General features: G+C 70.1%; 22 protein-coding genes and 1 pseudogene. 15 read left to right on the forward strand and 8 right to left on the reverse strand.

What is annotated here, in order from left to right; genetic code table 11:
• Nucleotides 1-11: 11 nt before the first annotated feature.
• The 4 genes from RN729_RS00925 to RN729_RS00940 form a co-directional block, all read right to left on the reverse strand.
• On the reverse strand, nucleotides 12-2408 hold the full coding sequence (locus tag RN729_RS00925) for a xanthine dehydrogenase family protein molybdopterin-binding subunit (protein ID WP_310781675.1): 2397 nt from the start codon (nucleotides 2406-2408) through the stop codon (nucleotides 12-14).
• Nucleotides 2409-2421: 13 nt separating this feature from the next.
• Nucleotides 2422-3054 (reverse strand): 2Fe-2S iron-sulfur cluster-binding protein, encoded by a 633-nt coding sequence (locus RN729_RS00930; RefSeq protein ID WP_310781677.1) that lies wholly within the window; start codon nucleotides 3052-3054, stop codon nucleotides 2422-2424.
• A gap of 142 nt (nucleotides 3055-3196) precedes the next feature.
• Complete coding sequence (locus RN729_RS00935; protein WP_310781679.1) at nucleotides 3197-5326, reverse strand: hypothetical protein; 2130 nt, start codon at nucleotides 5324-5326, stop codon at nucleotides 3197-3199.
• Entirely contained in the window at nucleotides 5298-5681 is a 384-nt protein-coding gene (locus tag RN729_RS00940; protein WP_310781681.1) for a hypothetical protein, read from the reverse strand. The genes RN729_RS00935 and RN729_RS00940 overlap by 29 nt, the downstream gene beginning before the upstream one ends.
• 175 nt (nucleotides 5682-5856) lie before the next feature.
• Here RN729_RS00940 and RN729_RS00945 point away from each other — a divergent pair, with 175 nt between their 5' ends.
• From RN729_RS00945 to RN729_RS00980, 8 genes are all read left to right on the forward strand, one after another.
• On the forward strand, nucleotides 5857-7209 hold the full coding sequence (locus tag RN729_RS00945; RefSeq protein ID WP_310781683.1) for an HD domain-containing protein: 1353 nt from the start codon (nucleotides 5857-5859) through the stop codon (nucleotides 7207-7209).
• Nucleotides 7210-7419: 210 nt separating this feature from the next.
• The gene (locus tag RN729_RS00950; RefSeq protein ID WP_310781685.1) at nucleotides 7420-8292 is read left to right on the forward strand and encodes a radical SAM protein; all 873 of its coding nucleotides are present in this window, start codon (nucleotides 7420-7422) and stop codon (nucleotides 8290-8292) included.
• A complete protein-coding gene (locus RN729_RS00955; RefSeq protein WP_310781687.1) occupies nucleotides 8282-9085 on the forward strand; it encodes a metallophosphoesterase family protein in 804 nt (267 codons plus the stop codon). Before RN729_RS00950 ends, RN729_RS00955 begins: the two co-directional genes overlap by 11 nt.
• A gap of 175 nt (nucleotides 9086-9260) precedes the next feature.
• A complete protein-coding gene (locus RN729_RS00960) occupies nucleotides 9261-10100 on the forward strand; it encodes an RNA polymerase sigma factor RpoD/SigA (RefSeq protein WP_310781689.1) in 840 nt (279 codons plus the stop codon).
• Between the two features lie 36 nt (nucleotides 10101-10136).
• A complete protein-coding gene (locus RN729_RS00965; RefSeq protein ID WP_310781830.1) occupies nucleotides 10137-11096 on the forward strand; it encodes a histone deacetylase in 960 nt (319 codons plus the stop codon).
• A 37-nt stretch (nucleotides 11097-11133) separates the two neighbouring features.
• Complete coding sequence (locus RN729_RS00970; RefSeq protein ID WP_310781691.1) at nucleotides 11134-12369, forward strand: M24 family metallopeptidase; 1236 nt, start codon at nucleotides 11134-11136, stop codon at nucleotides 12367-12369.
• Nucleotides 12366-13400, forward strand: coding sequence for a dipeptide epimerase (locus RN729_RS00975; RefSeq protein ID WP_310781693.1), 1035 nt, complete (start codon nucleotides 12366-12368; stop codon nucleotides 13398-13400). The genes RN729_RS00970 and RN729_RS00975 overlap by 4 nt, the downstream gene beginning before the upstream one ends.
• Complete coding sequence (locus RN729_RS00980) at nucleotides 13397-14068, forward strand: phosphoribosylanthranilate isomerase (protein ID WP_343218884.1); 672 nt, start codon at nucleotides 13397-13399, stop codon at nucleotides 14066-14068. The genes RN729_RS00975 and RN729_RS00980 overlap by 4 nt, the downstream gene beginning before the upstream one ends.
• Before the next feature lie 30 nt (nucleotides 14069-14098).
• Here the strand turns inward: RN729_RS00980 and RN729_RS00985 are convergent, their stop codons facing one another.
• Nucleotides 14099-15415, reverse strand: coding sequence for a hypothetical protein (locus RN729_RS00985; RefSeq protein WP_310781695.1), 1317 nt, complete (start codon nucleotides 15413-15415; stop codon nucleotides 14099-14101).
• Nucleotides 15416-15519: 104 nt separating this feature from the next.
• Nucleotides 15520-17850 carry a primosomal protein N' gene (gene priA / locus RN729_RS00990; RefSeq protein ID WP_310781697.1) on the reverse strand — a complete coding sequence of 777 codons (2331 nt, stop codon included), beginning with the start codon at nucleotides 17848-17850 and terminating at the stop codon, nucleotides 15520-15522.
• A gap of 88 nt (nucleotides 17851-17938) precedes the next feature.
• Between priA and RN729_RS00995 the strand changes: the two genes are divergently transcribed.
• Nucleotides 17939-18451 (forward strand): HNH endonuclease, encoded by a 513-nt coding sequence (locus RN729_RS00995; protein ID WP_310781698.1) that lies wholly within the window; start codon nucleotides 17939-17941, stop codon nucleotides 18449-18451.
• 33 nt (nucleotides 18452-18484) lie between these two features.
• Nucleotides 18485-19039 (forward strand): twin-arginine translocase TatA/TatE family subunit, encoded by a 555-nt coding sequence (locus RN729_RS01000; RefSeq protein ID WP_310781699.1) that lies wholly within the window; start codon nucleotides 18485-18487, stop codon nucleotides 19037-19039.
• On the opposite strand, the gene RN729_RS01005 is transcribed toward RN729_RS01000, so the two are convergent.
• Nucleotides 18975-20543, reverse strand: a complete 1569-nt coding sequence (locus tag RN729_RS01005) for a hypothetical protein (protein WP_310781701.1) — start codon at nucleotides 20541-20543, stop codon at nucleotides 18975-18977. The genes RN729_RS01000 and RN729_RS01005 overlap by 65 nt on opposite strands.
• 144 nt (nucleotides 20544-20687) lie before the next feature.
• Here RN729_RS01005 and RN729_RS01010 point away from each other — a divergent pair, with 144 nt between their 5' ends.
• From RN729_RS01010 to RN729_RS01025, 5 genes and pseudogenes are all read left to right on the forward strand, one after another.
• Nucleotides 20688-21212, forward strand: coding sequence for a 2Fe-2S iron-sulfur cluster-binding protein (locus tag RN729_RS01010; protein WP_310781834.1), 525 nt, complete (start codon nucleotides 20688-20690; stop codon nucleotides 21210-21212).
• Nucleotides 21209-21778: a RidA family protein gene (locus RN729_RS01015; protein WP_310781703.1), complete on the forward strand. Its 570-nt coding sequence runs from the start codon at nucleotides 21209-21211 to the stop codon at nucleotides 21776-21778. The genes RN729_RS01010 and RN729_RS01015 overlap by 4 nt, the downstream gene beginning before the upstream one ends.
• Before the next feature lie 16 nt (nucleotides 21779-21794).
• A complete protein-coding gene (locus RN729_RS01020) occupies nucleotides 21795-23300 on the forward strand; it encodes a serine hydrolase domain-containing protein (protein WP_310781705.1) in 1506 nt (501 codons plus the stop codon).
• 30 nt (nucleotides 23301-23330) lie between these two features.
• Nucleotides 23331-23507, forward strand: a pseudogene (locus RN729_RS13980) (nucleotidyl transferase AbiEii/AbiGii toxin family protein); the annotation flags it as partial.
• A 38-nt stretch (nucleotides 23508-23545) separates the two neighbouring features.
• Nucleotides 23546-23683: a hypothetical protein gene (locus tag RN729_RS01025; RefSeq protein WP_310781707.1), complete on the forward strand. Its 138-nt coding sequence runs from the start codon at nucleotides 23546-23548 to the stop codon at nucleotides 23681-23683.
• A gap of 56 nt (nucleotides 23684-23739) precedes the next feature.
• Here the strand turns inward: RN729_RS01025 and RN729_RS01030 are convergent, their stop codons facing one another.
• A complete protein-coding gene (locus RN729_RS01030) occupies nucleotides 23740-24285 on the reverse strand; it encodes an OmpH family outer membrane protein (protein WP_310781709.1) in 546 nt (181 codons plus the stop codon).
• Nucleotide 24286 lies beyond the last annotated feature (1 nt).

Consider the following 24286-nt stretch of genomic DNA (forward strand, 5'->3'; position numbering starts at 1 on the left):
TTCTATCTCCCCTAGCTGTGGATCTCGGTGAGTGCGTGCGGCTGCGCCCGGCCCTCGAGTTCGGCCAGGATCACGTCCGTCGTCAGCGGGATCCGGCACAGGCAGCGCCCGCCGAGCGCGTCCGCGATCGCGGAGGTGACCGCCGCGGACCCGGCTCCGACCGGGGGCTCCCCGATCCCCTTGGCGCCGATCGGCGTCTGCGGGTCCGGCTCGCCCGCCGCCGCCCAGTCCATGCTGAGCGGCACATCAAGGATGCCGGGCGGTCTCGCGGTATAGAGCCGGTGGGCGAAGGGCACGCCCCACTTCGGGTCGAACACCCACTTCTGGCTGCGCGCCTGGCCGAAGCCCTGCACGCTGCCGCCGTGGATCTGTGCCGCGAGGCTGCGCGGGTGCACGACGACCCCGCAGTCGGCGGACCCCGTGTAGTCGATGATCCGCACGTCGCCGGTCTCGGTGTCGAGTTCGACGACCGCGAAGCCCACGACCCACGACCACGTCGACCCCTCGTGCGAGAAGTTGTCCCGCGCGACGCCCATCAGCCCCTGGCCCGCGAGCTGGCTGGCGGAGCCGCGCGTGTAGTCGTTGATGTCTTCCGGCAGCGCCTCACCGGAGTACTCGCCGCCCATGGCGATGGCGCGCTCGGCGGCCTGCGCGAAGCTCATGGAGCCTCCCGGTCCGCTCACGCGCGCACCCCCGACCTGGTAGGCGCTCGCCGAGCCGCCCAGGGCGGCGGCCGCGACCTCCTGCAGCTTCCGCTTCATGTCGAGCGCGGCGGCGTAGTTCGCGCGCGTGTGCGCGTGGATCGTCTGGCTTCCCGCCTGTACCGAACTGTACGGATGGTGCTGCGAGCTGTCGCCCCAGATGACCGCGCAGTCCTCCCACTCGAGGCCGAGTTCATCCGCAGCGGCCCGCGCAGTGTCCGCCATGGAGTGCGTGCCGAGGTTCCCGATCCCCTGGTGGATGTAGAGCTTCCCGTCCGGGCGGATGAGAAGGAGCCCGTCGAACCCCGACGAGCCGCCGACGTACGGACTCAGGCCGACGCCGACCCCCGTGACCTTCGTTCCGTTCCGCTGCCCGCTGAGCGCCTGCTTCCCGGCCCAGTCGAACTGCGCCGCGCCCGCATCGATCGCCTCGCGCACGAAGGCGCTCGTCGTCGTGACCCGCTGTGGCCCGAACTCCGAGTCGTGCGTGGGAGCGTTGATCTTCCGAATTTCCACCCGGTCGATGCCAAGTTCGCGCGCCGCCTTGTCGACGAGCGGCTCCAGCATGGCGACGATCTGTGCGCCACCCGGCGCCCGCTGCGCCGCCCGCGGCGGCGTGTTCGTGTAGAGGGTGAGGCCGCGGAAGCGCATTGCGTCGGGCTGGTACATGAGGTCCGTCACGGCGCCCGCGGTGTTGTAGTCGCCCGACCGCCCGTAGGGCCCGTGGTCCTGAATGATGTACAGGTCGATCCCGGTGATCTTCCCATCGCTGCGGAAACCCATCTTCGTCCACGCCTGGAAGCCTGGGCGCGCGCGGCCGATGTAGTTCTCCTCGTAGCGGTTGATCCGCATCATCACCGGCCGCTGGATCTTTTTCGCCAGAAGCGCCGTGACCTGGTAGATGGGGACGCCGGCGATCTTCGAGCCGAAGCCGCCGCCGCAATACTGGCCCACGAAGACGAGCTCGTCCGGCTCCAGATCGAGCTGTCCCGCGATTGCCTGGTGGGCGCGCTGCGTGCTCTGCGTGGACCCGTAGAGGTAGCAGCGGCCGTCCTCCCAGTAGGCCATGGAGCTTCGCGGCTCCATCGGATGGTGGGTGAGCGACTGGTGCACGATCGTGTCCTCGAGCACGTAGTCCGCGTCGGCGAACGCCGCGTCGAGGTCGCCGTGGTCCCACTCGTCCGTCGGCTCGCCCATCGGCAGCCGGCCTTCGGCCTCGGCCGCGTCGAACTCCGCCTGCGGCCACTTCAGGTCCTCCCACTCACGCCCGCTTTCCCCCAGGCGCATGACGTTGCCCTCGAGCCGCGCGTTCGAGCCGCCGGGCCGCAGGCTGTCGAGCGGATCGATCGCGAAGGGGAGCGGCTCGAAGTCGATGTCGATCGCCTCGATCGCGTCCGCCGCCGTCGTCTCGTCCACGGCCGCCAGCGCCAGGATGGGCTCGCCCACGTACTTCGGCTCATCCGTGAGCGCGGCCTCGCCCGGGGCCTCGGGCTGGTTGACTTCGCTTGCCCGCAGGATTCCGAGCACGCCGGGCATCGCGAGCGCGCGGCTCGTGTCCACGCTGCGCACGCGGGCGTGCGGCATGGGGCTCAGGAGGAGCTTGGCGAAGACCATGCCTTCGGCCCTGAAGTCCTCCGCGTACTTGGCTCGTCCCGTGACTTTCGCGCGGAGATCCGGGGGCGAAATGTCCTGTCCGATTAGCGCCATGATCGTCCTCCCCTCACACCATGCGCCGCGCGTACTCGGCGGCACGCATGGCGGAGTTCAGGATTTTGTTGTAGTCCCCGCAGCGGCAGAGGTTGCCGGAGAGGGCCTCGGCCGCCTCCTCGCGCGTGGGCTCCGGATTCTCGTTCGTCAGCGCGACCATGCTCATGATGAAGCCGGGGGCGCAGAAGGCGCACTGGAATCCGCCCTCGTCGATCACCGCCTGTTGCACCGGGTGCAGCGTCCCGTCCGCGCTCTCGAGCCCCTCGATCGACGTCACCGACCGGTCGCGCACCGCGTTCGTCAGCAGCGAGCACGCGTAGTGCGAGACCCCGTCGATGAGCACCGTACAGGCGCCGCACTCCGCGCGGTCGCAGCCGAGCTTCGTACCGGTGAGGCCCAGCTTGTAGCGGAGCGTCATGGCCAGCGTCTCCTGCGGCATGACATCCACCGAACGCGACGTTCCGTTCACGTCCAGCGAGATCATGCGGGGCATCGACGCCCGCACGGTCGCGCTCGCCGACAGGCTCCGCGCCCGGAAGAGATGGCTGGAGGAGGAGACCACCGCGCCGGTCGCGATGACCCCCTTGATGAACGTCCTGCGGGAATGACCGGTTGGGGTCTCGGTCGTGATCTCGGCGTCACTCATGGGCGAACCTCAAGCGGGAGACCTTTTTACGCGTTTGCGCCGCGCTCGCCGCGCTTCCACGGGAGACACAACGATCCACGGTGAATCCTTACATCGCCCGCCCCCGGAAACAAGACTGCGGGCCGCGCTCCCGGCGGGGCTGTTACAGGATCCCGAGGAATCGGGGGTCGATGGAAAGGAGGAGGACCCAGTTCCCGCCGCTGCCGCCGGGCGGTGGCTCGCCGCGCAGACCGCGCACGACGTCGAGGCGAAAGATGTCGTAGACAAGTCCGAGGCCGAGTCCGGCCGAGGCGCGCAGACCCTCGCTTCCGCTCACGCCGAAGCGGCGGGCGGCGCCCTCCGCCGCACGGCCGAGGCCGACCCAGCCGGCGGCGCCGATGGCGCGCAGCCGCACCCACGGGGACGCGATGGCCCGCGATACCTCGCCGCGCCACAGCGCCATGCGGTCCCCGCCCCAGCCGCGAAACTCATAGCCGGGCAGGGAACCGCGTCCCCCGAGCAGGAACAGCCGCTGGACCGGCAACTCCCCGCCGGCAAGACCGAACTCCACGCCACTCGCCCAGTCCCACCCGCCGCCCGGACTCCCCCGGGCCCGCAGCGCGACCGTGGCGCGCGTATAGCCGAAGTTCCCGATGCCGTTCGCCGCCGCTTCGCCCGCGAGATCCAGCGTCCACCCCACGCCCGATCGGCTTCGGAGTCGCACCGTCACACCTGCGTCGAGCCGCGCCAGCTCCCCCTCGTCGACGGGGCGCACGGGGCGAAGCGGCCGGTCTCCGAGCGGCACGGTGCCGACGACCAGCCCGGCGCTCCGGTGGCGCTCGAGCGAGGCGCCCAGCCGCCAGCGAACGGGACCGCCGTGGCGGGCAATCCCGATCCGTCCGCCGGTCGTGAGGTAGGGATCCTCGTAGTCCTCTCCGCGGGCGAGGAGGGAGAGCGTCCGCAGCGCCCCCACCCCGGCGGACGGCCCCACGTCGCGGTGAGTCCGTAGCCAGCCGTCGACCGCCACTTCGACCGGCCCGAGCCGCCTCCCCAGTCCGAGGCTCGCCTGCGGTCGCGCCTCCCCGACCGCAAGGCCGCCCCGGAACGATATCCGCGTGAGATCGTTCGGCCGCCAGGCGCCTCCCGCCCCGACGAACAGCCCCTCGGAACGCCGCGCGCGGATTCCCCCCGACGCGTTCGGAAGCGCGAGTTGCCAACGTCCGCCCCCGAGCAGCGCCTGCCGCCGCAGGAGTCCGCGAGCGTCCGCGACGGCCTTCGCCGGATCGCCGTCCGCGTTTCCCTCCTCGATGGGTCCCCCGTAGAGCGCGTCTTCCCATCCGTCGAAGCGGGCCAGCTCTTCGTCGCGATAGCTGTAGATGATCTGCCCCGGCCCGAGGCTGAAGAGCGCCTCCTCGTCGAAGGTGTAGTCGAGGACGCGGAAGCGGGTCCGGATCAGCGTCGCGAGGGGAAAGTCGAACCAGGGAAGGGAGCGCGCGATCTCGACTTCCTGCTCGTCGGGCAGCCAGTAACGACCCTCCTGCAGAGCCGAGCGCAGGTCAACGACGAGCCGCACGACCTGTGGATCCCGATAGGCGGCGGGCGTGAACGTGATCCGCATCCGGGCGATGGCCCCCGTCTCCCGTTCGACGAAGAGCGATCCGACGACGCCCGCGGCCGTCATCTCCCGCGGGCGGACCTCCAGTTCGAAGACCCGGGCGGTCCGCTCGCGAAGCCGGATCTCGAGCGAGTCCGCGAGCCGGTACTCATAGAATTCACGCGCGCCCGCCGCCGCGGGATGAAGCACGTCCCGGACCTCGTGACCCTCTCCGATCCCGATCCGGTCGCCGAAATTGTCGAGGACGAGAAAGAGGTGGTCGATGTGATAGTCGATGGTCGTCGGCAGCCGGCGTTCGTACCGGCGTCCGATGATCGTCTGCATCGAGCGGTCCGGGCCCTGCCAGCGGACATCGAGCGCGAGCTGGTCCGCCCTGATGACGTGCCGGTCCCCGAGGATGTCGCCGAGGTAGTAGATGTGTCCCTGCGCGTGGGCCCGAAATCGTTCGAGTGAGCTATCGGCCCACGCGTGCCGTCGCGCTTCGATCGCGCGCTCGATGAGCCCGAGCGCCGCCTCGGAGTTCCAGCCATCGGAAACCCCGGCCCGCGGAGCCGCAGCGGGCGAGGTGGGAATGGCCTGGGCTCCGGTTCGGGACGCGAAGCAGAGCGCCGCCAGGGCGACCGCCGTGGCGGCCGCCGCCCGTCGCCCGTCAGCCGAAGAGGTCCTCCTGGCCGTCATCGTCCGGCTCCATGACCCGCCGGAGTCTGCCGGCCCAGTACTCGACGTCGAAACCCTCTTCGTTCTTCAGCATCCGCTTGAGCACCGGCGACAGGTCGCGCAGCGCGCCCACGAGGTCCTCGGCGATGGAGCCGGCCTCCGCGACCCGGGCTTCGTCCGGGAGCGACGCCATGTCCCGGAGGATCGAAGCCTCGGATCGAGACGCCGTGACGGGCTCGGACCTGGTTGCGACGAAGACCTCCGTCCGCCGGCCGGGTCCCCGATCCTCCTCGATCGGGAGTAATCCGACGATCTGCTCGGAGCGCCAGTACTTCGCGTACCCGAGGTGGACCATCCGGTCGCGTTTGATCTCCACGCCGCCTCCGTTCCGCCTGCTCATGCTCCGGCCCCGCTGCCGGCTCCAAGCTCGCAAGGGCCCCGTCCGCGCCGCAACACCGCCGCCCCCCGGCAGGCCGTGGCAAAACCCTGCGTCAGCGCGGCCCCGGTTGATTGCCCGTTGACCGCGCGGCGGAGCATGTTCAGCGACGCCCATGGCCAGAATACGCACCATCCGTGATCCCCTGTGGGGGAACGTCCGCGTGGAACAGGACGCGGCCGAGATTCTCGACGCGCCCCAGTTCCAGCGACTGCGGCGCGTCAAGCAACTCGGCTTCGCCCACCTCGTGTATCCCGGCGGCGTCCACAACCGCTTCCTGCACGCCCTCGGCGTCTACCATCTCGTGTCGCGGGCCATCTCCTGCCTCGAGCGCGACGGACACCTCGAGGTGCTGGATGCGGAAGACATGGGTGAACTGCCGGTGGTTCGCCTCGGCGCGCTCCTCCACGACGTCGGGCACTACGCCTTCTCGCACGCGTTGGAGGAGCTCGGTCCGGGAGCGATCCCCGGAGACCACGAGGAGATCGCGGCGCGCTTCATGGCGGCGGACCCCATCCGGCGCGTCCTCGAGCGGCGTGGCCCGGATGCCGCGGCGCGCATCGGCGCCCTCATCCGGGGGCAGTCGAGCCACCCGCTGCAGGGGCTGATTTCGGGATCGCTGGATCTCGACAAGATCGACTACCTCCGGCGCGACTCCCTCTTCTGCGGCGTGCCGTACGGGGCCGTGGACGTCGACCGCCTCCTCCCCGCGCTGACCGTCGCCCGCGAAGGGGCCGGACGTCCGCTCGAACTCGCGGTCAGCGAGAAGGGACTCAGCGCGCTGGAGACGCTCCTATTCTCGAAGTACCAGATGTTCCGCAACGTCTACTGGCACCATGCCGTGCGCGCCGCGACGCTGACCTTCGTGCGCCTCGTCCAGACGGCGCTCGAGAGCGGTCTGCTCTCGTCGGAGGACCTGACGGGCCCGACAGACGAGGAGCTGCTATCGCTCATCGATCAGCGGATTGCGCGGTCGTCGGCGGGCGGGGGGCACGATCCCGACTCGGCGCTCGGCCGTGCGGCGAAGCTCCTCCGCACGCTCGTGGACCGGCGTCTGCCGAAGCGGCTCGTGGAGTTGACGGGCGACCAGCTACCGAACGCGTTGTCGTCGTGGCCGTCGCGGCGCGCGGACCTCGTTGCCGCGCTCGAGCGGCGCATGGCCCTCGAGTGGGGTCTCTCAGAGGGAGCGGTGATGCTCGATTATCCGAGCTACCCCGGCATGCTCGAACTCAACCTGCTCCTCGTGCGGAACGACGGCGAAGTCCGCCGGCTGACCACGCTGGGTGAGCGAGGCCTCATCGACATCCCCCGGCTCGGACGTTCCCTGCACCACTCGGCGCGCGTGCTGCGCATCTTCTCCTTCGAACCTTCCGCTCCGCGCGATCCGAAGCCGGTGCTGGCGCTGATCGAAGCTTCTGAGGAGGAGGTGGAGGCACGGCTCCACTCGGGAGCCCCGCTCCTGACCTGAAGGCCGTACTTGAAGCCCGCCGCGTCGACGCTCGGTCGCGCGCGCCCCGGCGCTCGCGGTAGGATCAACGACAGACCACCCGCAAAGGTTCATCTCATGCACGGATCGGCGCCGCCGATCGAACCACGGCAAGACAGCGCGCGGCCGCGACGCATCCACTCGTCGCCGTCCGCGTCGAACGGCGCCGGATCGGCCGGCGCAGCGCCCCTCGTGCGCCTGGATCACCTGGATACACTCTGGTTCCAGGTGACCGGGACGATCTGCAACCTGCGCTGCGTCCACTGCTTCATCAGCTGCGCCCCGGACAACGACAGCTTCGAGTTTCTCTCCCTCGCCGAGGTCGAGGACTGGCTCCGGCGCTCCGAGAAGTGGGGCGTCAAGGAGTACTACTTCACCGGCGGCGAGCCCTTCATGCATCCGGACCTCCCGGCCATGCTGGAACGGACCCTCGAGCGGGGACCCGCTTCCGTGCTGACGAACGGGACTCTGCTCCCCGCGCGGGCCCTGAAGCCCATCGCCCGGACCGCCCGCGCGGCGAGCTACTCGCTCGAGATGCGCGTTTCCCTCGACGGGCCGTCCCCCGAGACGAACGACCCCATCCGCGGCGACGGCACCTTCGATCGCGCCATGGACGGCGTCCGGAAGCTGCTTGAGTCGGGATTCCTGCCGATCATCACCGCCACGCAGGTGTGGGAACCGGAACGGGACGAAGAGGTGCGGCAGGCCTTCGTCGCCCGGCTTCGAGCGCTCGGATACGAGCACCCGCGGCTCAAGATTCTCCCGTCCCTCCGAATCGGGCGCGAGGCGGACCGCGTGCGCCCCTACACGCATGAGGAGCGTGTGACGGAGGCGATGATGGAGGGGTACGAGGAGAACCAGTTGCTCTGCGCGTCGAGCCGGGTGGTGACGAACCGCGGCATCTACGCCTGTCCGATCCTCATCGAGACGCCGGCGGCCCGCTTGGGTTCGACGCTGGAGGAAGCGTCCCGCCCGGTGCGCCTCGACGAGTCCGCGTGCTACACGTGTTGGCTGCACGGCGCGATCTGCTCCAACTACGGGGGCATCGGGCAGGATGTCTCCTGAACCGCGCCGGATCGCCGTCTTCGGCGGTGTCTACAGCAACCACCTGGCGCTGGCGGCCGCGATCGAGGACGCCACGGACCGGGGGGCGGAAGCGCTCTATTGCCTGGGCGACCTCGGAGCGTTCGGCCCCCATCCGGACCGCGTGTTTCCGCTCCTCATCGACCACGATGTCCGCGTCCTGCGCGGGAACTACGACGATTCGATCGCGCGTGGCCTCGAGGATTGCCAGTGCGGCTACACCGACCCGCGCGACAACCACTTCGCGCGGCTCTCATACCGCTACACGTTCCGGAACACGGACGAGCGGTGGCGCCGCTGGATGGACCGTCTCCCCGGCGAGATCCGCCTCGAGATAAACGGCGCGCGGGTGCTCATGTGCCACGGCAGCCCCCGGCGCATGAATGAATTCCTCTGGGAATCGGCGACCTCGACACAGTTCCTGACCTGGCTCGCCCGCGAGTACGAAGCGGACATCGTGCTCGCGACCCATACCGGGATTCCGTGGCAGCGCTCGCTGCCCGGCGGCGGGCTCTTCGCGAACGTCGGCGTTCTGGGCCGGCCCGCGAACGACGGGCGGACGGAGGTGTGGTACGCGCTCCTCGATTTCGGCGCCGCCATGGAGGCGCCGGCGGCCCTGAAGTTCGTGCCCGTAGGCTACGATCACGAACGCCTCGCGGGTGAGATGCGCGACGAAGAGCTGCCGGAGGAGTTCGTGGACACGATCCTCACGGGCTGGTGGACGACCTGCCTCGAAGTCCTCCCGGCCCGCGAACGCGCGCTCGGTCGGTTCTGACGCTCCCACCGAGCCTGGTGTAGCGACACCACACTGGCCGCGCCCCATTTTGCGGGGTGACCGATCCGCGTTAGCTTCATTGCAGCGTCGGATGGTCCGAGCGCGACGGAGCCGGAATCGACAGATCGGCCCGCCAGCCTGGGCGGGTCGACGTCGGCAAGGAGAGGAAGTTGCGATGGATCGCGAGGGTTTGTCGCCCAACATCCTCGAACGTTACCTCGAGGAACTGGGTCGTTATCCGCTCCTGAGCCCCACCGAGGAACGTGAGACCGCCCGCTCCGCTCGTGGCGGCGATGCGTCCGCCCTCGACCGCCTCATCCGCGCGAATCTTCGCTTCGTCATCTCCATCGCCCGAAGATACCGCAACAAGGGGCTGAGCTTCCTCGACCTAATTCAGGAGGGGAACGTCGGCCTGGTCATCGCCGCCCGGAAGTTCGATCCGGACCACGGGGTGAAGTTCATCAGCTACGCCGTGTGGTGGATTCGCCAGGCGATTCTGTCCGCGATCGCGAAGCAGGGCAGGCCCGTGCGGGTACCGCTCAATCGGGCGACCGAGTTGGCGCGCATGATCCGTGCGCGGGGTGAACTGCGTCAGACCCTCGACCGTGAGCCCAGCGATCGCGAGATCGCGGCCGAGACGGGGTTGACGATACCCACGGTCCAGCTGCTGCGAAGACTGAATGCGCGTGAGGTGCGACTCGACGCGCGGGTCGGGGCCGCCGACGACAGCGACCTGGCGGAGCGGTTCCTCGCGGACGAGACGGATGTCGAGGAAGTCGTGGAACGGCGGATGCTGAAGCGGCACATCGCCGATGGCCTGCGGCGCTTGCGTCCGCGGGACGCGCGCGTCGTCCGGCTGTACTACGGACTGCAGGGCGAAGACCCCCATACGCTGGAGCAGATTGGTCGCTTGCTGGGCGTCACGCGCGAACGCGTCCGGCAGCTCCGCGATCGAGCGCTCCGTGAGTTGCGGGAAGGCCCCGAGGGACAGAGCCTCGCGACCTTCGCGACCTGACGTGACGCCCTGCCCGAGGCGGCGCCGCTGAAGCGTCTGGGTCTCTTTCAGCATCCCGACTGCAGTCGGCACGACACGGGCTGGGGTCATCCGGAGCATCAGGGACGGCTCCGCGCCGTGATGGGCGCGCTCGAGCGGGCGTTGCCCGAACTTCACGAGGACGTCCTCCCCGTCATGCCGCCCGCGGCCGAGATCACCCAACTGGAACGGGCCCACACGCCGGGACACGTGGAACGGACGCGGGCGATCTGCGACCGGTCCGTCGAGAGCGGAGGGATCGTGCGGATCGATCCCGATACGCCGGTCTCGCCGGGAAGCTGGGACGCCGCCGTCGCCGCGTCCGGGTGCGGGGTCGCGGCGGTGGACGCGGTCCTCGACGGAACGTGCCGTGCGGCTTTCTGCGCCGTGCGCCCGCCGGGACACCACGCGACGGCGGACCGGGCCATGGGATTCTGCCTCTTCAACAACATCGCCGTGGCCGCCCGCCACGCCCTGGCCCGGCCGGAAGTCGAGCGGGTTCTGATCGTGGACTGGGACGTGCACCACGGAAACGGGACCCAGGACATCTTCTACGACGATCCCTCGGTCTTCTTCCTCTCGATGCACGAGTACCCCCTCTTCCCCGGCACCGGGTCCGCGGATCAACGCGGACGGGGAGCGGGGGAGGGAACGACGCTGAATCTTCCCATGCCCGGGGGTCTTCCGCCCGAGCGCTACGTGGAGACGCTGCTCGAGGGCGTGGACCGGGCACTGGCCCGCTTCGAACCCGACGTCACGCTCATCTCCGCCGGATTCGACGCGGGGGCGGAGGATCCGCTTGGGGGCTTCACCCTCACCCCGGCGCACTTCGACACGCTGACGCACGAGGTCGTCGGACGGACGCGGGCCACGGCCCGAAACCGCGTGGTCTCGTTCCTCGAGGGCGGTTACAATCCCGACGAACTGGGACGCAACGTCGTCTCGCACCTGACGGCCCTGCGCGACGCCACGGGCTGACCGCCCGGGAGCGCGCCCCGCAGAACAGGAGCCCCCCTTGCCCGACCTTGACGCCACCTTCCTGGAGACTGCTTCCCGGGAGCTCGAACGACAGAAGATCGACGCCTGGCTGCTGTACGACTTCCGGGCCCTCAATCCGCTGGCGGCGCACCTCGTCGGCCTGCCTGAAGGCCAGAAGCGCCGGTATTTCGTCCTCATCGAGCCCGGGCGGACGCCGCACGCGCTCGTCCAGAAGATCGAAGTGTCCGGATGGGACCGGTGGCCGCATCGGCTCACGAGCTACGTCGGCTGGGATGAGATGGAGACCGCGCTGCAGGAGATGCTGCACGGCACGGATACGGTCGCGATGGAGGTGAGCCCCCGCGACTCGATCCCGTACGTGGACCACGTCCCCGCCGGCGTCGTCGAACTCGTGGAGTCGCTCGGGCCCCGGATCGTCAGTTCGGTGGAGCTGATCTCCGGGACGGCGGCGCAATGGGGGGCACGCGGGCACGCGCTGCACCACGAGGCGGCCGAGATCCTGGCGCGGACCGCGCGAACGGCGTTCGAGTTGGCCGTGCGCGCGGCGGGGCTCACGCCCGCGGCGGATCGCGAAACGGCCGCCGCCTTCGACGCCTCCGCCGAGCCGACCCCGGCCACGGAGCACGACCTCGCCGAGTGGATCCGGGCGCGCCTGCGCGCCGAGGGCCTGACAGAAGTCGACACGATCGTCGCGGTGGGCCCCAACGCCGCCAAGCCGCACTACGAACCGCGCGCCGAGGGATCGTCCGCTCTGACGGCGGACCAGGTGTTCATGGTGGATCTGTGGGGGCGCGCGGCCGGGGAACCTGACGCGATCTTCGCCGACCAGACATGGATGGGTTTCCTCGGCCCGGAGCCGCCCGCCGAGGTGATCGCCGCCTGGGACGCGGTCGTCGCGGCGCGCGACGCAGCGGTCGAGGTCATCCGGAAGGACCCGGGCGCCACGGGTGCGGACGCGGACCGGGCGGCCCGGGAGGCGCTGATCGCGCGCGGCTACGAGGACGCCATCTTCCATCGGACGGGGCACGGGATCGACCGCGAAATCCACGGCGTCGGTCCCACGCTGGACAGCATCGAGATGCGGGACGACCGGCGGCTCGTGGCGGGCGTCGGCTTTTCCGTCGAGCCCGGCGTCTACCTGGAGGGACGCTTCGGCCACCGGACGGAAATCGATGTCTACATGCGCGAGGATGGGCCCGAAGTCACTCCGTCCCGGATCCAGTACAACCTCTGGCGGACGACCGGAACATGAGAATCTCGTGGGAGCCGTTCTACGTCGAAACGGCGCACCCCTTCGGCATCAGCCGCGGCGTGAAGACCGGCGACGACCTGGTGTGGGTGCGACTGGAGCATGAGGGGATCGAGGGCTGGGGCGAGGCGGATCCGTCCGGGTACTACGGGGAGACGGCGGATACGGTGGAGGCCGCGCTGAAGAAGCTGGCCCCCCGCATCGAGGAGGTGGAAGACCCGTTCCAGCTCGAGGTCATCGAGCGGGACCTTGCGAACCTCCTCGGCCGGAGCGGGTCGGCCCGCTGCGCGCTCTCGTCGGCGCTTCACGACTGGGTCGGAAAGCGCGCGGGCCTTCCGCTCTGGAAGCTCTGGGGCCTGAATCCGGACGACGCGCCGCTCAGTTCGTTCACGATCGGGATCGACGCTCCGGAGGTCATGGCCCGGAAGACGCGCGAGGCCGAAGCGTGGCCGATCCTCAAGATCAAGCTCGGAAGCGACGACGATGAAGCGCGGCTGAGCGCGGTACGCGGCGCGGCGCCGGACAAGATCCTGCGCGTGGACGCGAACGCGGCCTGGACTCCCGCCGAAGCCATCGAGGGGATCGCGATGTGCGCCGAATACGGCGTGGAGTTCGTGGAACAACCGCTCCCGCCGACGGAGAACGACGAGCTGGCCTTCGTCCGCTCGCGTGCGGTTCTCCCCATCGTCGTGGACGAGTCGAGCATCGTGGCGACCGACATTCCGCGACTCGACGGCCTCGTCGACGGCATCAACATCAAGCTCGCGAAGTGCGGAGGTCCGCGAGAGGCGCTCCGCATGGTTCACACCGCGCGCGCCTGCGGCCTCTCGGTCATGCTCGGGTGCATGCTGGAGACGAGTCTCGGGATCGCGCCCGCGGCGCACCTCGCCTCGCTTGTGGACTACGCGGACCTGGACGGCGCCGCGCTCCTGCGTTCCGATCCGTTCACCGGCCCGCATCTCGAGGAGGGCCGAATCGTCCTGCCCGACCGTCCCGGGCTCGGCGTCGAACCAGCCACGGGGGCGGCCGCCTGAGTCAACGGAAGCCCGCGGTCAAGATCTGCTGCATCAGGACCCCCGAAGAGGCCGCGCTCGCCGCCCGTCACGGGGCGACGGCGATCGGGCTCGTCTCCGCGATGCCGAGCGGACCGGGAGTCATCGATGACGCCGCGATCCGCCGCATCGCGGCTGCGGCCCCGCGCGGCGTCGCGACCTTCCTGCTCACGTCGCGGACGGACCCGGAGGAGATCGCGGCCCAGCAGCGCGACGCCCGGGCCGACACACTCCAGCTCGTGGACCGGCTGGCGCCCGACGCGCTCCGCAGCCTGCGCCGCCTGTTGCCGGGCGTCGCGCTCGTCCAGGTCGTCCACGTCCGGGGAGAGCACTCGGTGGAGGAGGCCGCCGCGGTGGCGCCGCTGGTCGACGCCGTCCTTCTCGACTCGGGCAACCCGGACCTCGTCGTGCGGCAACTCGGGGGCACGGGCCGCGTTCACGACTGGGGTCACAGCCGCAGGATCGTCGAGCGGGCCGACTGCCCGGTCTATCTTGCAGGAGGCCTCCGGCCGACGAACGTGGCCGCGGCTCTGCAAGCGGTCCGTCCCTTCGGCGTGGACGTCTGCTCGGGCGTGAGAACGGACGGGCGACTCGACGAGAGGCTGCTGCGACGCTTCATGCGCGAAGCGAGGGGCGGCGGGTCCGGCTAGCAGCCACTGGCCGCCGGCCAGTCGGAACGGCTAGTCCGCCCGCACGCGGGCGCCGCGCCGGCAATCGAGCGCGAGTTCCTCCGTCTCCGACACTTCGCACGCCTCGCGCCGCGCGGCTTCGTCCGCGTAGAGCGAGTACAGCGACTCTCCCATGGCTTCGTGACACCGCGGCTTCGCCGAGTCTTCGATGATGCGGCAGAACGAGAATCCGGCCCCGGTCGTCGCGGTCACATCCACGAAGTTCTTGACGACGCCCACGTAGCACCACTCGCGGTGGTCCGCCGGCGATTTCCGACATTCGTTGTGCGCTTCGTCCTCGTCCTGCAGCGTGCGGCCGCTGATATCGCGGCCGAGACTCATGAAGCAGTCGTCTCGCCAGCCGTCCGGCGCATCGAGACAGGAGGTGGCCGCGTCCGCGATGTCCCAGTCGTTGTGCCAGAGCATGGCGGACGTCTGCGTCTGGTAACAGGAAGTGAGGTACCGCTCGTCCAGGATCGAGCAGGGATAGTGCGGGTCGTCGGCACGCAGCGGCTCGAAGGGTTCGACGCCCTCGGCCATCGCCATCGTCCCGTGGACGTGCGCGCCCGCGCCGTGGTCCGAGGCCTCGGCCGCCTCGCCTGCCCCACCCTCCATGACGGTCCCGTCGGACACGAGGGCGGCGGCCGGATGATGGGGGGCGATCGCGTTGACCACGTTCTCCATGAACGCCCCGCCGTAGCACGAGTTCCGGTTCCAGCCAGTCGTCAGCAGGTCGCAGCCCTCGAGGGCCATGAGAAGGTGGTGGCCGTAGTACATCGTGAGACCGTGTCCGAGACCGTGCAGGCACTGGAAGAGCAGCCAGCGGTCGGCCGGGTCCGCCTCGTAGGGCTCGCAGAGCCCGGCGACCTTCTCCGCGCTCGGTTCGCCCGTGGCGATGAAATAGGCCTGGACGACGCCGTGGTAGCACCCCGACTGGAAGACCTCCGTGCACTCCTCGAAGGCGTCGGTGAAGGTCTCTCCGGGCGAGTAGGCGTTGATGCCGATCGCGTGCGTGAGGACATGGGACCCGGCCCGGACCGCCCGGTCCGCGACGGCCAGCGACTCGAGCATGTCCAGCGCCGCAACTGTCCCGGCCGCGTCGAGTTCGTCGAGGAGCCGTGCTTCATAGCATCCCTGCCTCTCCTCCCACGCCAGCTCGCGGCACGCCTCGAACGCGGCCGCCGCCTCGACCGAAGCGATAGGTGGCGGCGACGGCCCCCCGCAGGTCGCCGCCGCGATCCCGATCGCCATGACAAGCCCGAGGCTCCGAGCGTGACGGCGCCGGTGAACTCCCGTGGACACGACGGTGCGCGATCCCGATTCGCTCATTCCCTCTCCCTCGTCTTGCACCCGCGACAGGCGGGCGGAACCAGCGGCACAACCTGACGGAGCGAGGCCCTCCCAACAAGCGAAGCGCGGAGCGGACGGCCCCTTCACAGGAGCGCCTCGGGATCACGGTCGATCTCGAGCCGGAGGCCGGAGCCGGGCTGGCCCTGCTGCTCTCCGAGGAAGCGGAGAACGCCGCCGAGCGTCGCGGCGCGATCCGCCTTGATCAGGAAATGCCACCTCCACCGCTCCCGGAGTCGATCGATGGGGCAGGGGGCCGGGCCGATGACCTCGACTCCGGCGAGCCGGCGATCCAGAATCAGCCGCCGCGTCCACTCGGACAGTTCCTCCGCGACGTCGATCACCCGGGACTCCGACTTCCCGGAGACGACGAGGTTCGCGAGCCGGCGGTGCGGCGGATAGCCGGGTTCCTCCCGGTCCCCGAGTTCGCGTTCCGCGAAGCCGACGTAGTCGTGCTCCGCGGCTGCGGCGAGCGCGTAGTGCCCGGGGCGCGACGTCTGGACGAGGACCTCCCCCGGCTCCTCGCCCCGTCCGGCCCGGCCCGCGACCTGTTCCAGGAGTTGGAAGGTGCGCTCGCTCGCCCGGAAGTCCGGCAGATGGAGACCGACATCCGCGTTGATCACTCCCACGAGCGTGACCTGCGGGAAGTCGAGGCCCTTGGCGATCATCTGCGTGCCGAGCAGGATGTCGACCTCCCGCCTCCGGAACGCGTCGAGAATCTCGACGTGCGCCCACTTGGAGCCCGTGGTGTCGAGGTCCATGCGGGCGATGCCGGCCTTCGGAAAGAGCTCGCCCACGCGGCGTTCGACCTGTTCGGTGCCGACCCCGGCGTAACGCGGCGCGGGGCCCCCGCACTCGCCGCATCCGGAGGGGAGCGGGCTCGTCGAGCCGCAGTGATGACACACGAGTTGCCTGCGTCGGCGATGATAGGTGAGGGTCACGGAGCAGGCGCCACAGCTCCACACGTGACCGCAGGCCGCGCACTCGGCGAAGGAGGCGTATCCGCGGCGGTTGAGAAAGAGGATCGTCTGCTCGCCCCGCTCCAGGCGCAGGGCGATCGCCTCCCGCAGCCGCCTGGAGAAGACCCGCGGTCCGCCACCCGGAACCGGCTCCTCCGCGTCCTGGCCCGGGTCCTCGCCGGCGTCGGCCCGCAGATCGACGAGTTCCACCGAGGGGAGCCCGTGGCCCGTCACCCGCTTCTCGAGTTCGAGCAGGTGGTAGCGTCCGGTGCGCGCATTCTTCCAGCTCTCGAGGGCAGGCGTGGCGGACCCGAGCACGCACAGGCCACCTTCCAGCCGCGCGCGCATGATCGCAACGGAACGGGCGTGGTAGCGCGGTACGTCGGACTGCTTGTAGCTGCTCTCGTGCTCCTCGTCGACGATGATCGCGCCCAGGTTCCGGACCGGCGCGAATACCGCCGAGCGCGGACCGATCGCGATCCGCTTCCTCCCCTCGCGCAGACTGCGCCAGGCGTCGAAGCGTTCCCCGTCCGAGAGCCCCGAGTGCAACACGGTGACCTCGTCGCCGAAGCGGGCCCGGAAGCGCTGCACCGTCTGGGGCGTGAGAGAGATCTCCGGCACGAGGAAGATGCCGGAGCGGCCCAGCGCGAGTTGACGCTCCAGCACCTCCAGGTAGACGGCCGTCTTGCCCGAGCCCGTCACGCCGCGCAGCAGCGCGACCCGTCCCGGCGTATCGAGGCGCTCGAGGTCGCCGACGACCCGCGTCTGGTCCGGAGTGAGGGTAAACCGCGGCTCCGGCTCCACCGGGCCGGCGAACGGATCCCGCTCCACCTCGCGCTCCACGATTTCCGCGAGCCGCCGCTCCACGAGCCCGTCGAGCACGCCCCGACTGAAGCCGAGTTGCTTCACCAGGTGCCCGACGCCCGCCTGACCTCCGACCGACTCGAGCGTCTCGTACAATTCGCGCTGCCGTTTCGCCCGGCCGAAGGCGCGGTCCCGTTCGCTCAGCGTTCGCAGTTCGCGCGCAATCCGGAGCACGCGCTCGGTGCGCGGTCGTCCCGGGCTCCCTCCGCGGGCGGCCTGTGACCCGAGCGCACCCGGAGGGAGGGCTGCGCGCAGCACAACGCCGAGAGGCGCGACGTAGTAGTCCGAGATCCAGCGGCAGAGATCGAGGAGACGCGCGTCGACCACCGGCGCTTCGTCGAGGACGCCCCGCAGCTCGCGCAATCGGGGTTTCCGTCCCCGGTCCGCCCGCAGCCCGAGGCGGTCCACGACCCCGACCGCCGTCCCGCCGCCGAGCGGCACGCGGACCCGGACGCCCGGCCCCACGGCCCCGACGAGCGAGGCGGGGATCGCGTAGGCGAGCGTCCCGAGGAACGTCCGCGCGACCGCCACCTCGCACACGCCGGCGGAGCCCGCCTCCCGCGCCGCCTTCCCGGGGGGGCCTTCGCTTGACACGTCGCAGCCGGATTGCTTGTTTTCCGCCACCGAATCCAATGGGGGGTCGCTCATGGGCTGTCTGGCCCTGAACGCTTCATACGAGCCGTTGACGATCATTCCGGTCCGGCGCGCCGTTCGCCTGCTCATCGACCGGAAGGCCGACGCGCTGGAGGTGGATTCGGAACGTCCCATCCGATCCGAGCGCGTGCGGATGGATACGCCCGTCGTCATCCGCCTCGTCCGGTTCATCCAGATCCCCCGCCGCTTCCGCCGTCAGGTCACGAACACGTTCCTGTTCGCGCGCGACGCCTATCGCTGTCAGTATTGCGGCCGTCACCGGCGGGAACTGGGGTATCGCGAGTCGCTGACCCGCGATCACGTGATCCCGATCTCGCGTGGCGGAGACAACGGATGGTCGAACGTGGTCACGGCCTGCAGCAAGTGCAACCTGAAGAAGGCGGACCGCCTGCTGGCCGAATGCGGGTTCTCGCTCCCGGCGGAGCCTCGCGAACCCAACCACGTCGAACTGATCTGGGCCGTCCGCACGGTCACGCCGGTGCAGGCCAGGTATATCGGCATGTTCTACGGCGAGGACGTGCTGCGGGCGCTGACCCCCTGAGGTCGGCCCGGCCGGCCGGCTGATCGCACCGTCATGAATATGACCGGGTTCGGAATCGGCGAGGTCCTCCTCATTGCGATGCTCGTGCTCATCGTATTCGGGCCCCGTCGCCTGCCCGAGATCACCCGCACCATCGGCAAGGGGATCCGGGAGTTCCGGAAGGGGATGAACGAGATTCAGCGCGAACTCGAGGCCGCCGGCCGGGAGACGCAGTGGAAGTCGCCGCCCACGGCCCGAAAACCGGCGACCGCGAGCAATGCGACAATCGCCGGAACCGCCACCGCCGCCGGGACCGCCGCGGCCGCCGGGGCGTCCACCGACTCCGCGGACGAGACGGAGGACGAAGAGGACGCCTCCGGAGCGACGGCGGGGCCGGTCGTGGAGGAACAGGAACCGCCCACGCCGCGCGATGAAGTGGATCCGGCTCAGGAGTTCATCGATCCCTGGTCCACGGATTCCTCGCGTCCGACGTTCGGCCCGAAGCCGCCCTCGGAGCCCGTATCGGAGCCCGTGATCGCCCCGCCTACGACCGAGCCCGCACCGCCGGAGCCGTCTGAAGGGGAGGATCCGGCGACGGCCCCCCAATGAGCGCGCGGTAGCGGCGGTTATCCCCTTCCAGCGCCCTCAGCAACTCGATCGCCGACGGCGCGCCGGTTGCGGATAGATCCGGGAAACCGGGCCCCGCGATGCGCGCGCGCGGCGGCTCCGCACCGCCGCCGGCACTTCCGCGGAACTCGACTTCCAGCCGTCGGCCGCGCTCGCACGGGTTGCACAGGACGCCGTCCTCCGCCGCGGATCCGTCGACGGCCCACGATCCCTCCGTGCCTCGGAGTGTGAAGCCGGCCAGCGCGTCCGGAACCCGTAACGTGCCGCGCCATACGCCGTCCGTCCCGGCATCGAGCGCCAGGTCCAGCGTGCCGTGGAACGCTCTCAACACCGGCGCCGCGGACATGCGCCCCTCGCCCTCGCCGTCTCCGCCCTCCCAGCGAAACTCGGCCTTCATGCCGTCGTCGCGCAGCGCGGCCTCACGGAGCTTCCGGAACGGGAGAACACCCTGGAAGGAGACGGGTACGCCCGGTTTGAGTTCGCCGGAGGCGGCGATGAACGACTCGCCCGCAAGGCGCAACTCGGCGGAGCCCTCTCTCGGCGCCGGGGTACGGGCTTCCGGTCGGCGCAGCAGGAACGCGACCATCCGCGCCCGCTGTCCATCCGGATCCGTGGGCCCGGTCTCATCATCGTCCTCTGCCGCATCGCCCGGGGCGCCCGTGGCGCCGCCGCCCCGGCGGGGGAGGTCGAGGGGGTTTTGGAATCGGGCCTCGGGGCGCTGGATCCCCGGGGCGCCGCCGCCGTCCATGCCGGCGCTGAACTCGCGACCCCAGCTCCCGAGGTCATAGCTGATTGCGGCCTGGAGATCTTCGTCGTCCGGGCGCCAGGCGAGCCCCGTAATGCGGGGGGCCGAGACCGTCACGACACCGTCGGGCCAGGTCGGCCGCACGCCGGGCGGGCGGGAGGCCTGCACGGTCAACCGGTCGCCCGAAGGGTCGTCGCGCTCCGTCCGCACGTTCGGGCCCGTGTCCGGAGAGAGCCGCGCGGCGAGCGAGCGCTCACACCCGGGTTCGCCGTCGAGCACGACGAGGAGCGTGTTCCAGCCCGCCGCCAGCCGCACTTCGCGCGCGGTTCCAGCGTCCGCGATCTGCTGCGCGTTCACCCACGCTTCGAGCCGCGCGCAGGGCTCGACACCCAGTTCGAGCCGCACGCTCGCGTCCGCGGACGACTTCAGATATGCGTGGGCGAGCGTCGCCCGCCCGGCTTCCGAGACATCCGAAAAATCCATCGGCGTCTCACCGTCGCGGCGAAAGAGCGTCCACGTACCCGCAGCGGTTTCGAGGTTCCGGTCCGGGAATCGGTCCGGCCCCGCGACGGGGAGCGGATGGTCGCCCGCCGCGTGTTCCGCGCTCGTGACCAGCCAGCGGTCCACCGGGATCTCCTGGGCCCACGCGGCTTCGGGGGCGAGCGCGCACACTCCCGAGGCGGAGAGCACGAGCGGGAGCAGGGTTCGTCGAGCCAGGCGATGCATCGTGTGTTCCCTCATTTGACCGTCATCCACGGGCGGACTCTCTCCAGACGGTTGAACATGGGGCTTTCGTCACACGATGCGCACCCGGCGCGTACCCGGACCGTGCCCGCCACCCGATTCCGGTTGCCGCCCGGGAGGCCCCCGGACAACTTGATTCTCATGCACAGCGTGGTTGAACTGCGGGTGAACGGAGACCGGCGCCGGGTCGGAGTGCCGTCCCACTACACCCTCCTCGAGACCCTTCGCTACGGGCTCGGCCTCACGGGATCGAAGCAGGGGTGCGACAAGGGGGACTGCGGGGCGTGCACGGTGCTCCGCGATGGCGAGGCCGTGCTCTCCTGCATCATGCCGGTGCACGAAGCGACGGGTCACGAGATTACGACCGTCGAAGGTCTCGGGGACGCGTCCGGCCCCCACCCGCTCCAGGATGCCTTCGATCTCACGGGAGGGGCGCAATGCGGCTTCTGCACACCGGGCATCCTCTGCTCGGCCCATGGACTGCTGACCCGCGATCCGGACCCCGCTCGCGAGGATGTCGCGCGGGCGCTCTCCGGCAATCTCTGCCGCTGCACCGGCTATACGAAGATCTTCGAGGCCGTGGACATCGCGGCCGAGGCGATTCGCACGGGCGAGACCCCCGAGGAGATCGTCTCCCGCCGCCGCGATCCGGGTGGGACGGCATGATTCCGCCCTCCCCGCGATCCGCGCGCGCGCCTCGCACCCTCGCCGGCGCGTTCGTGGGGCTCTTCGTCCTCCTGACCCTGGCGGCCGGAGCCGCCGCCCAGACGCCGGAAGAGCGTCTCGCCGAACTCGGAATCGAACTCCCGACTCCGGATGCGCCGACCGCCAACTTCGTGAAGGCGGTGACGACCGGAAATCTCGTCTTCCTCGCCGGGCACGGCCCGTGCGGCGGCCTCGACGAGAGCAACACCGGGAAGGTCGGCCTCGACCACACCGTCGAGGAGGGCTACGAGATCGCCCGCTGGGTCGGCGTCTGCCTCCTCGCCTCGCTCGCCCGAGAGATCGGCGACCTCTCCCGGGTGAGGCGGATCGTGCGGGTGTTCGGGATGGTGAACACGCCTCCGGACTTCACGCAGCACTCGCAGGTCATCAACGGCTGCTCAGACCTCATGGAACAGGTGTTCGGCCCCGCGATCTCGAAGCACGCCCGCGCGGCCGTGGGCATGGCGTCGCTCCCGCGCGACCAGTCGGTCGAGATCGAGATGCTGGTCGAACTCCACGACCCCTGATCGCACGACCGCCCGCATGCGTCCCGTAGCCCCCGCCCCCGCCGCCTTCCTCGCGCTCCTCGCCGTAGCCCTGCTCGCCGGGTGCGGCAGCGCCGGAGATACGGGCTCGTCTTCCGACCTCGCGCGCGGGATCGACGCCGTGTTCGCCGACCTGGACCGCCCGGGCTCGCCGGGCGCCGCCGTATCGGTCATCCGCGACGGCGAGATCATTCACTCCCGCGGCTACGGCTACGCCCAGATCGAGCACGGCATCCCCGTGACCCCGCGGACGGTCTTCCACGTCGCCTCCGTGTCGAAGCAGTTCACGGCCATGGCCGTCACCATGCTCGCGGCCGAGGGGGCGCTTTCGCTGGACGACCCCGTGCAGGCGCACCTCGAGTTCGTCCCCGAGTTCGAACATCCGGTCACCGTCCGCCAGATGATCCACCACACGAGCGGCATCCGGGACCAGTGGCAGCTCCTCGGGATCTCCGGCTGGCGCCTCGACGACGTGATCACGACGGAACAGATCCTCCGACTCATGTCGCGCCAGCGGGAACTCAACTTCGTGCCCGGCTCGGAGTACCTCTACTCCAACATGGGCTACACGCTCCTCGCGGAGACGGCGGTGGCGGTCGGCGGCCTGCCATTCCCGGAGTTCACGGCCGCAAGGATCTTCCAGCCGCTCGAAATGGACCGAACGCACTTCCACGACGACCACGAACACATCGTCCCCGACCGCGCCTATTCCTACCGGCCGGTCCCGACGGGAGACGATGGGAGTGTTGAGGGAAGCGGGGCGGGGCCGCAGCCGGAGTACACCAAGGCCGTTCTCAGCTACGCGAACGCGGGGGCGACGAGCCTGTTCACGACGGCGGACGACCTCGCCCGCTGGCTCGACAACTTCCGGCACGAGACGGTCGGCGGCCCCGAGGTGATGGAGATGATGACGACGCGCGGGGTCCTGAACGGCGGAGATACGATTCCCTACGCGCACGGCCTGAGCATCGGCGACCACCGGGGGCTGCGCACGGTGGGGCACGGAGGCGCCGACGCAGGGTTCCGGACGCAGGCGATCTGGTATCCCGAGGCGAATGCCGGGGTCGTCGTCCTCACCAATGTGGCGAACGGCAATCCGGGCGGTCGCGCCCGACAGGTGGCGGAACTCGTCCTCGCCGGAGTCTTCCCCGAGGGCGCGCCGGAGGAGGAAGAGGAGGACCCGTCCGCGGCCGCCGCTTCAGAGGCGCCTCCGAAGCCCGACGCGGGGACGCTGGCGGGATACGCCGGCAGCTACTACAGCCCGGAAGTCGATGCGCTGTATCACCTCGACGTCACGGACGACGGGCTCGTCGCGCGCCACGTACGCCACGGCGAGATCGCCCTCGAACCGCGGGCCGCCGACGAGTTCGCCACGGATCGCTGGTTCATGCGCGAGATCCGCTTCGAGCGCGCGCCGGACGGCGCCGTCACGGAAATGCGGGTCGGCGGCGGCAGGGTCCGGAACCTGCTCTTCGTCAAGCTGATCCGTCCGCTGCCCCGTTAGGGACTCAGCGTCCTCGCACGCCCATACAGCTTGCCGGCAAGCCTCCGGATCCATCACCACGACCGGGCGTCGCTGCTGGCCGGCAAACTGCACGCGACGCTCCACCGGCCCTGGCTGAAGGGCAGGGACATCTACGATCTCGTCTGGTACCTGAGCGATCCTGCGTGGCCGGAACCGAACCTCGATCTGCTGAACGCCGCGCGCCGCCAAACGGAGCCGACCGCGGCGGCGCTCACAGAGGACACGTGGCGGGAAACGGTGCGGCGAGGGTCGCGGGCGAGGAGTGGGCGACGGTCGAGGCCGATGTCCGCCCCTTTCTGGAGAGCGGCGAAACGATGCCCGCGCTGGCCGACACGATGGACCTGCTGCGCCCGGACCGCTGACCCGAGACGAACTCGGCCCGCCTCCCTCGAACGGGCCGTCTAGCCTTCGAGGAGGCCTACGAACCGCCGGGGCTCTCCGAGGCGAGGCGGTCGATGACGAGTTGCGTGATGTCGACGCGTTCGCTGAACAGGATGATGATGGGGCTCGTCGCGTTCAGGATCAGGTCGTAATCCAGTTCCGCCTGAATCGCTTCGATCACCGGCGCGAGTTCCGCGCGGATCCGCTCGCGTCCGTCGTTCTGCAGCGCGGTCGCTTCCTCCTGCTTGTCCTGCTGGTAGCGCTGGAAAGCCGTGAGGGCATCCTGATACTCGCGTTCGAGCACGCGTTGCTCGTCGACGGTCAGGCTGTCCGCTTCGGCGACCCGTAGCTCGACCGCGCGCACCGCTTCCTGGCGCGACTGCAGTTCGGCGGCGAGTTCCTGCTGGAAGTCCGTCAGTTGCTGCGCGAGTTCCTGTCCCGCCGGCGACCCGAACGCGGCGGCGTCCAGGTCGATGACGCCGATCCTGAGCGGTGCCTCGTCCGCCTGACCCGCCAGCGCCGTGGGCGCCAGCGCCAGGAGCAGCGCGGCGAACGAAAGCACGAGACGTGCGTACCTTTCCATC

Origin of the sequence: Candidatus Palauibacter polyketidifaciens (assembly GCF_947581785.1) — a bacterium.
Taxonomy (GTDB): domain Bacteria; phylum Gemmatimonadota; class Gemmatimonadetes; order Palauibacterales; family Palauibacteraceae; genus Palauibacter; species Palauibacter polyketidifaciens.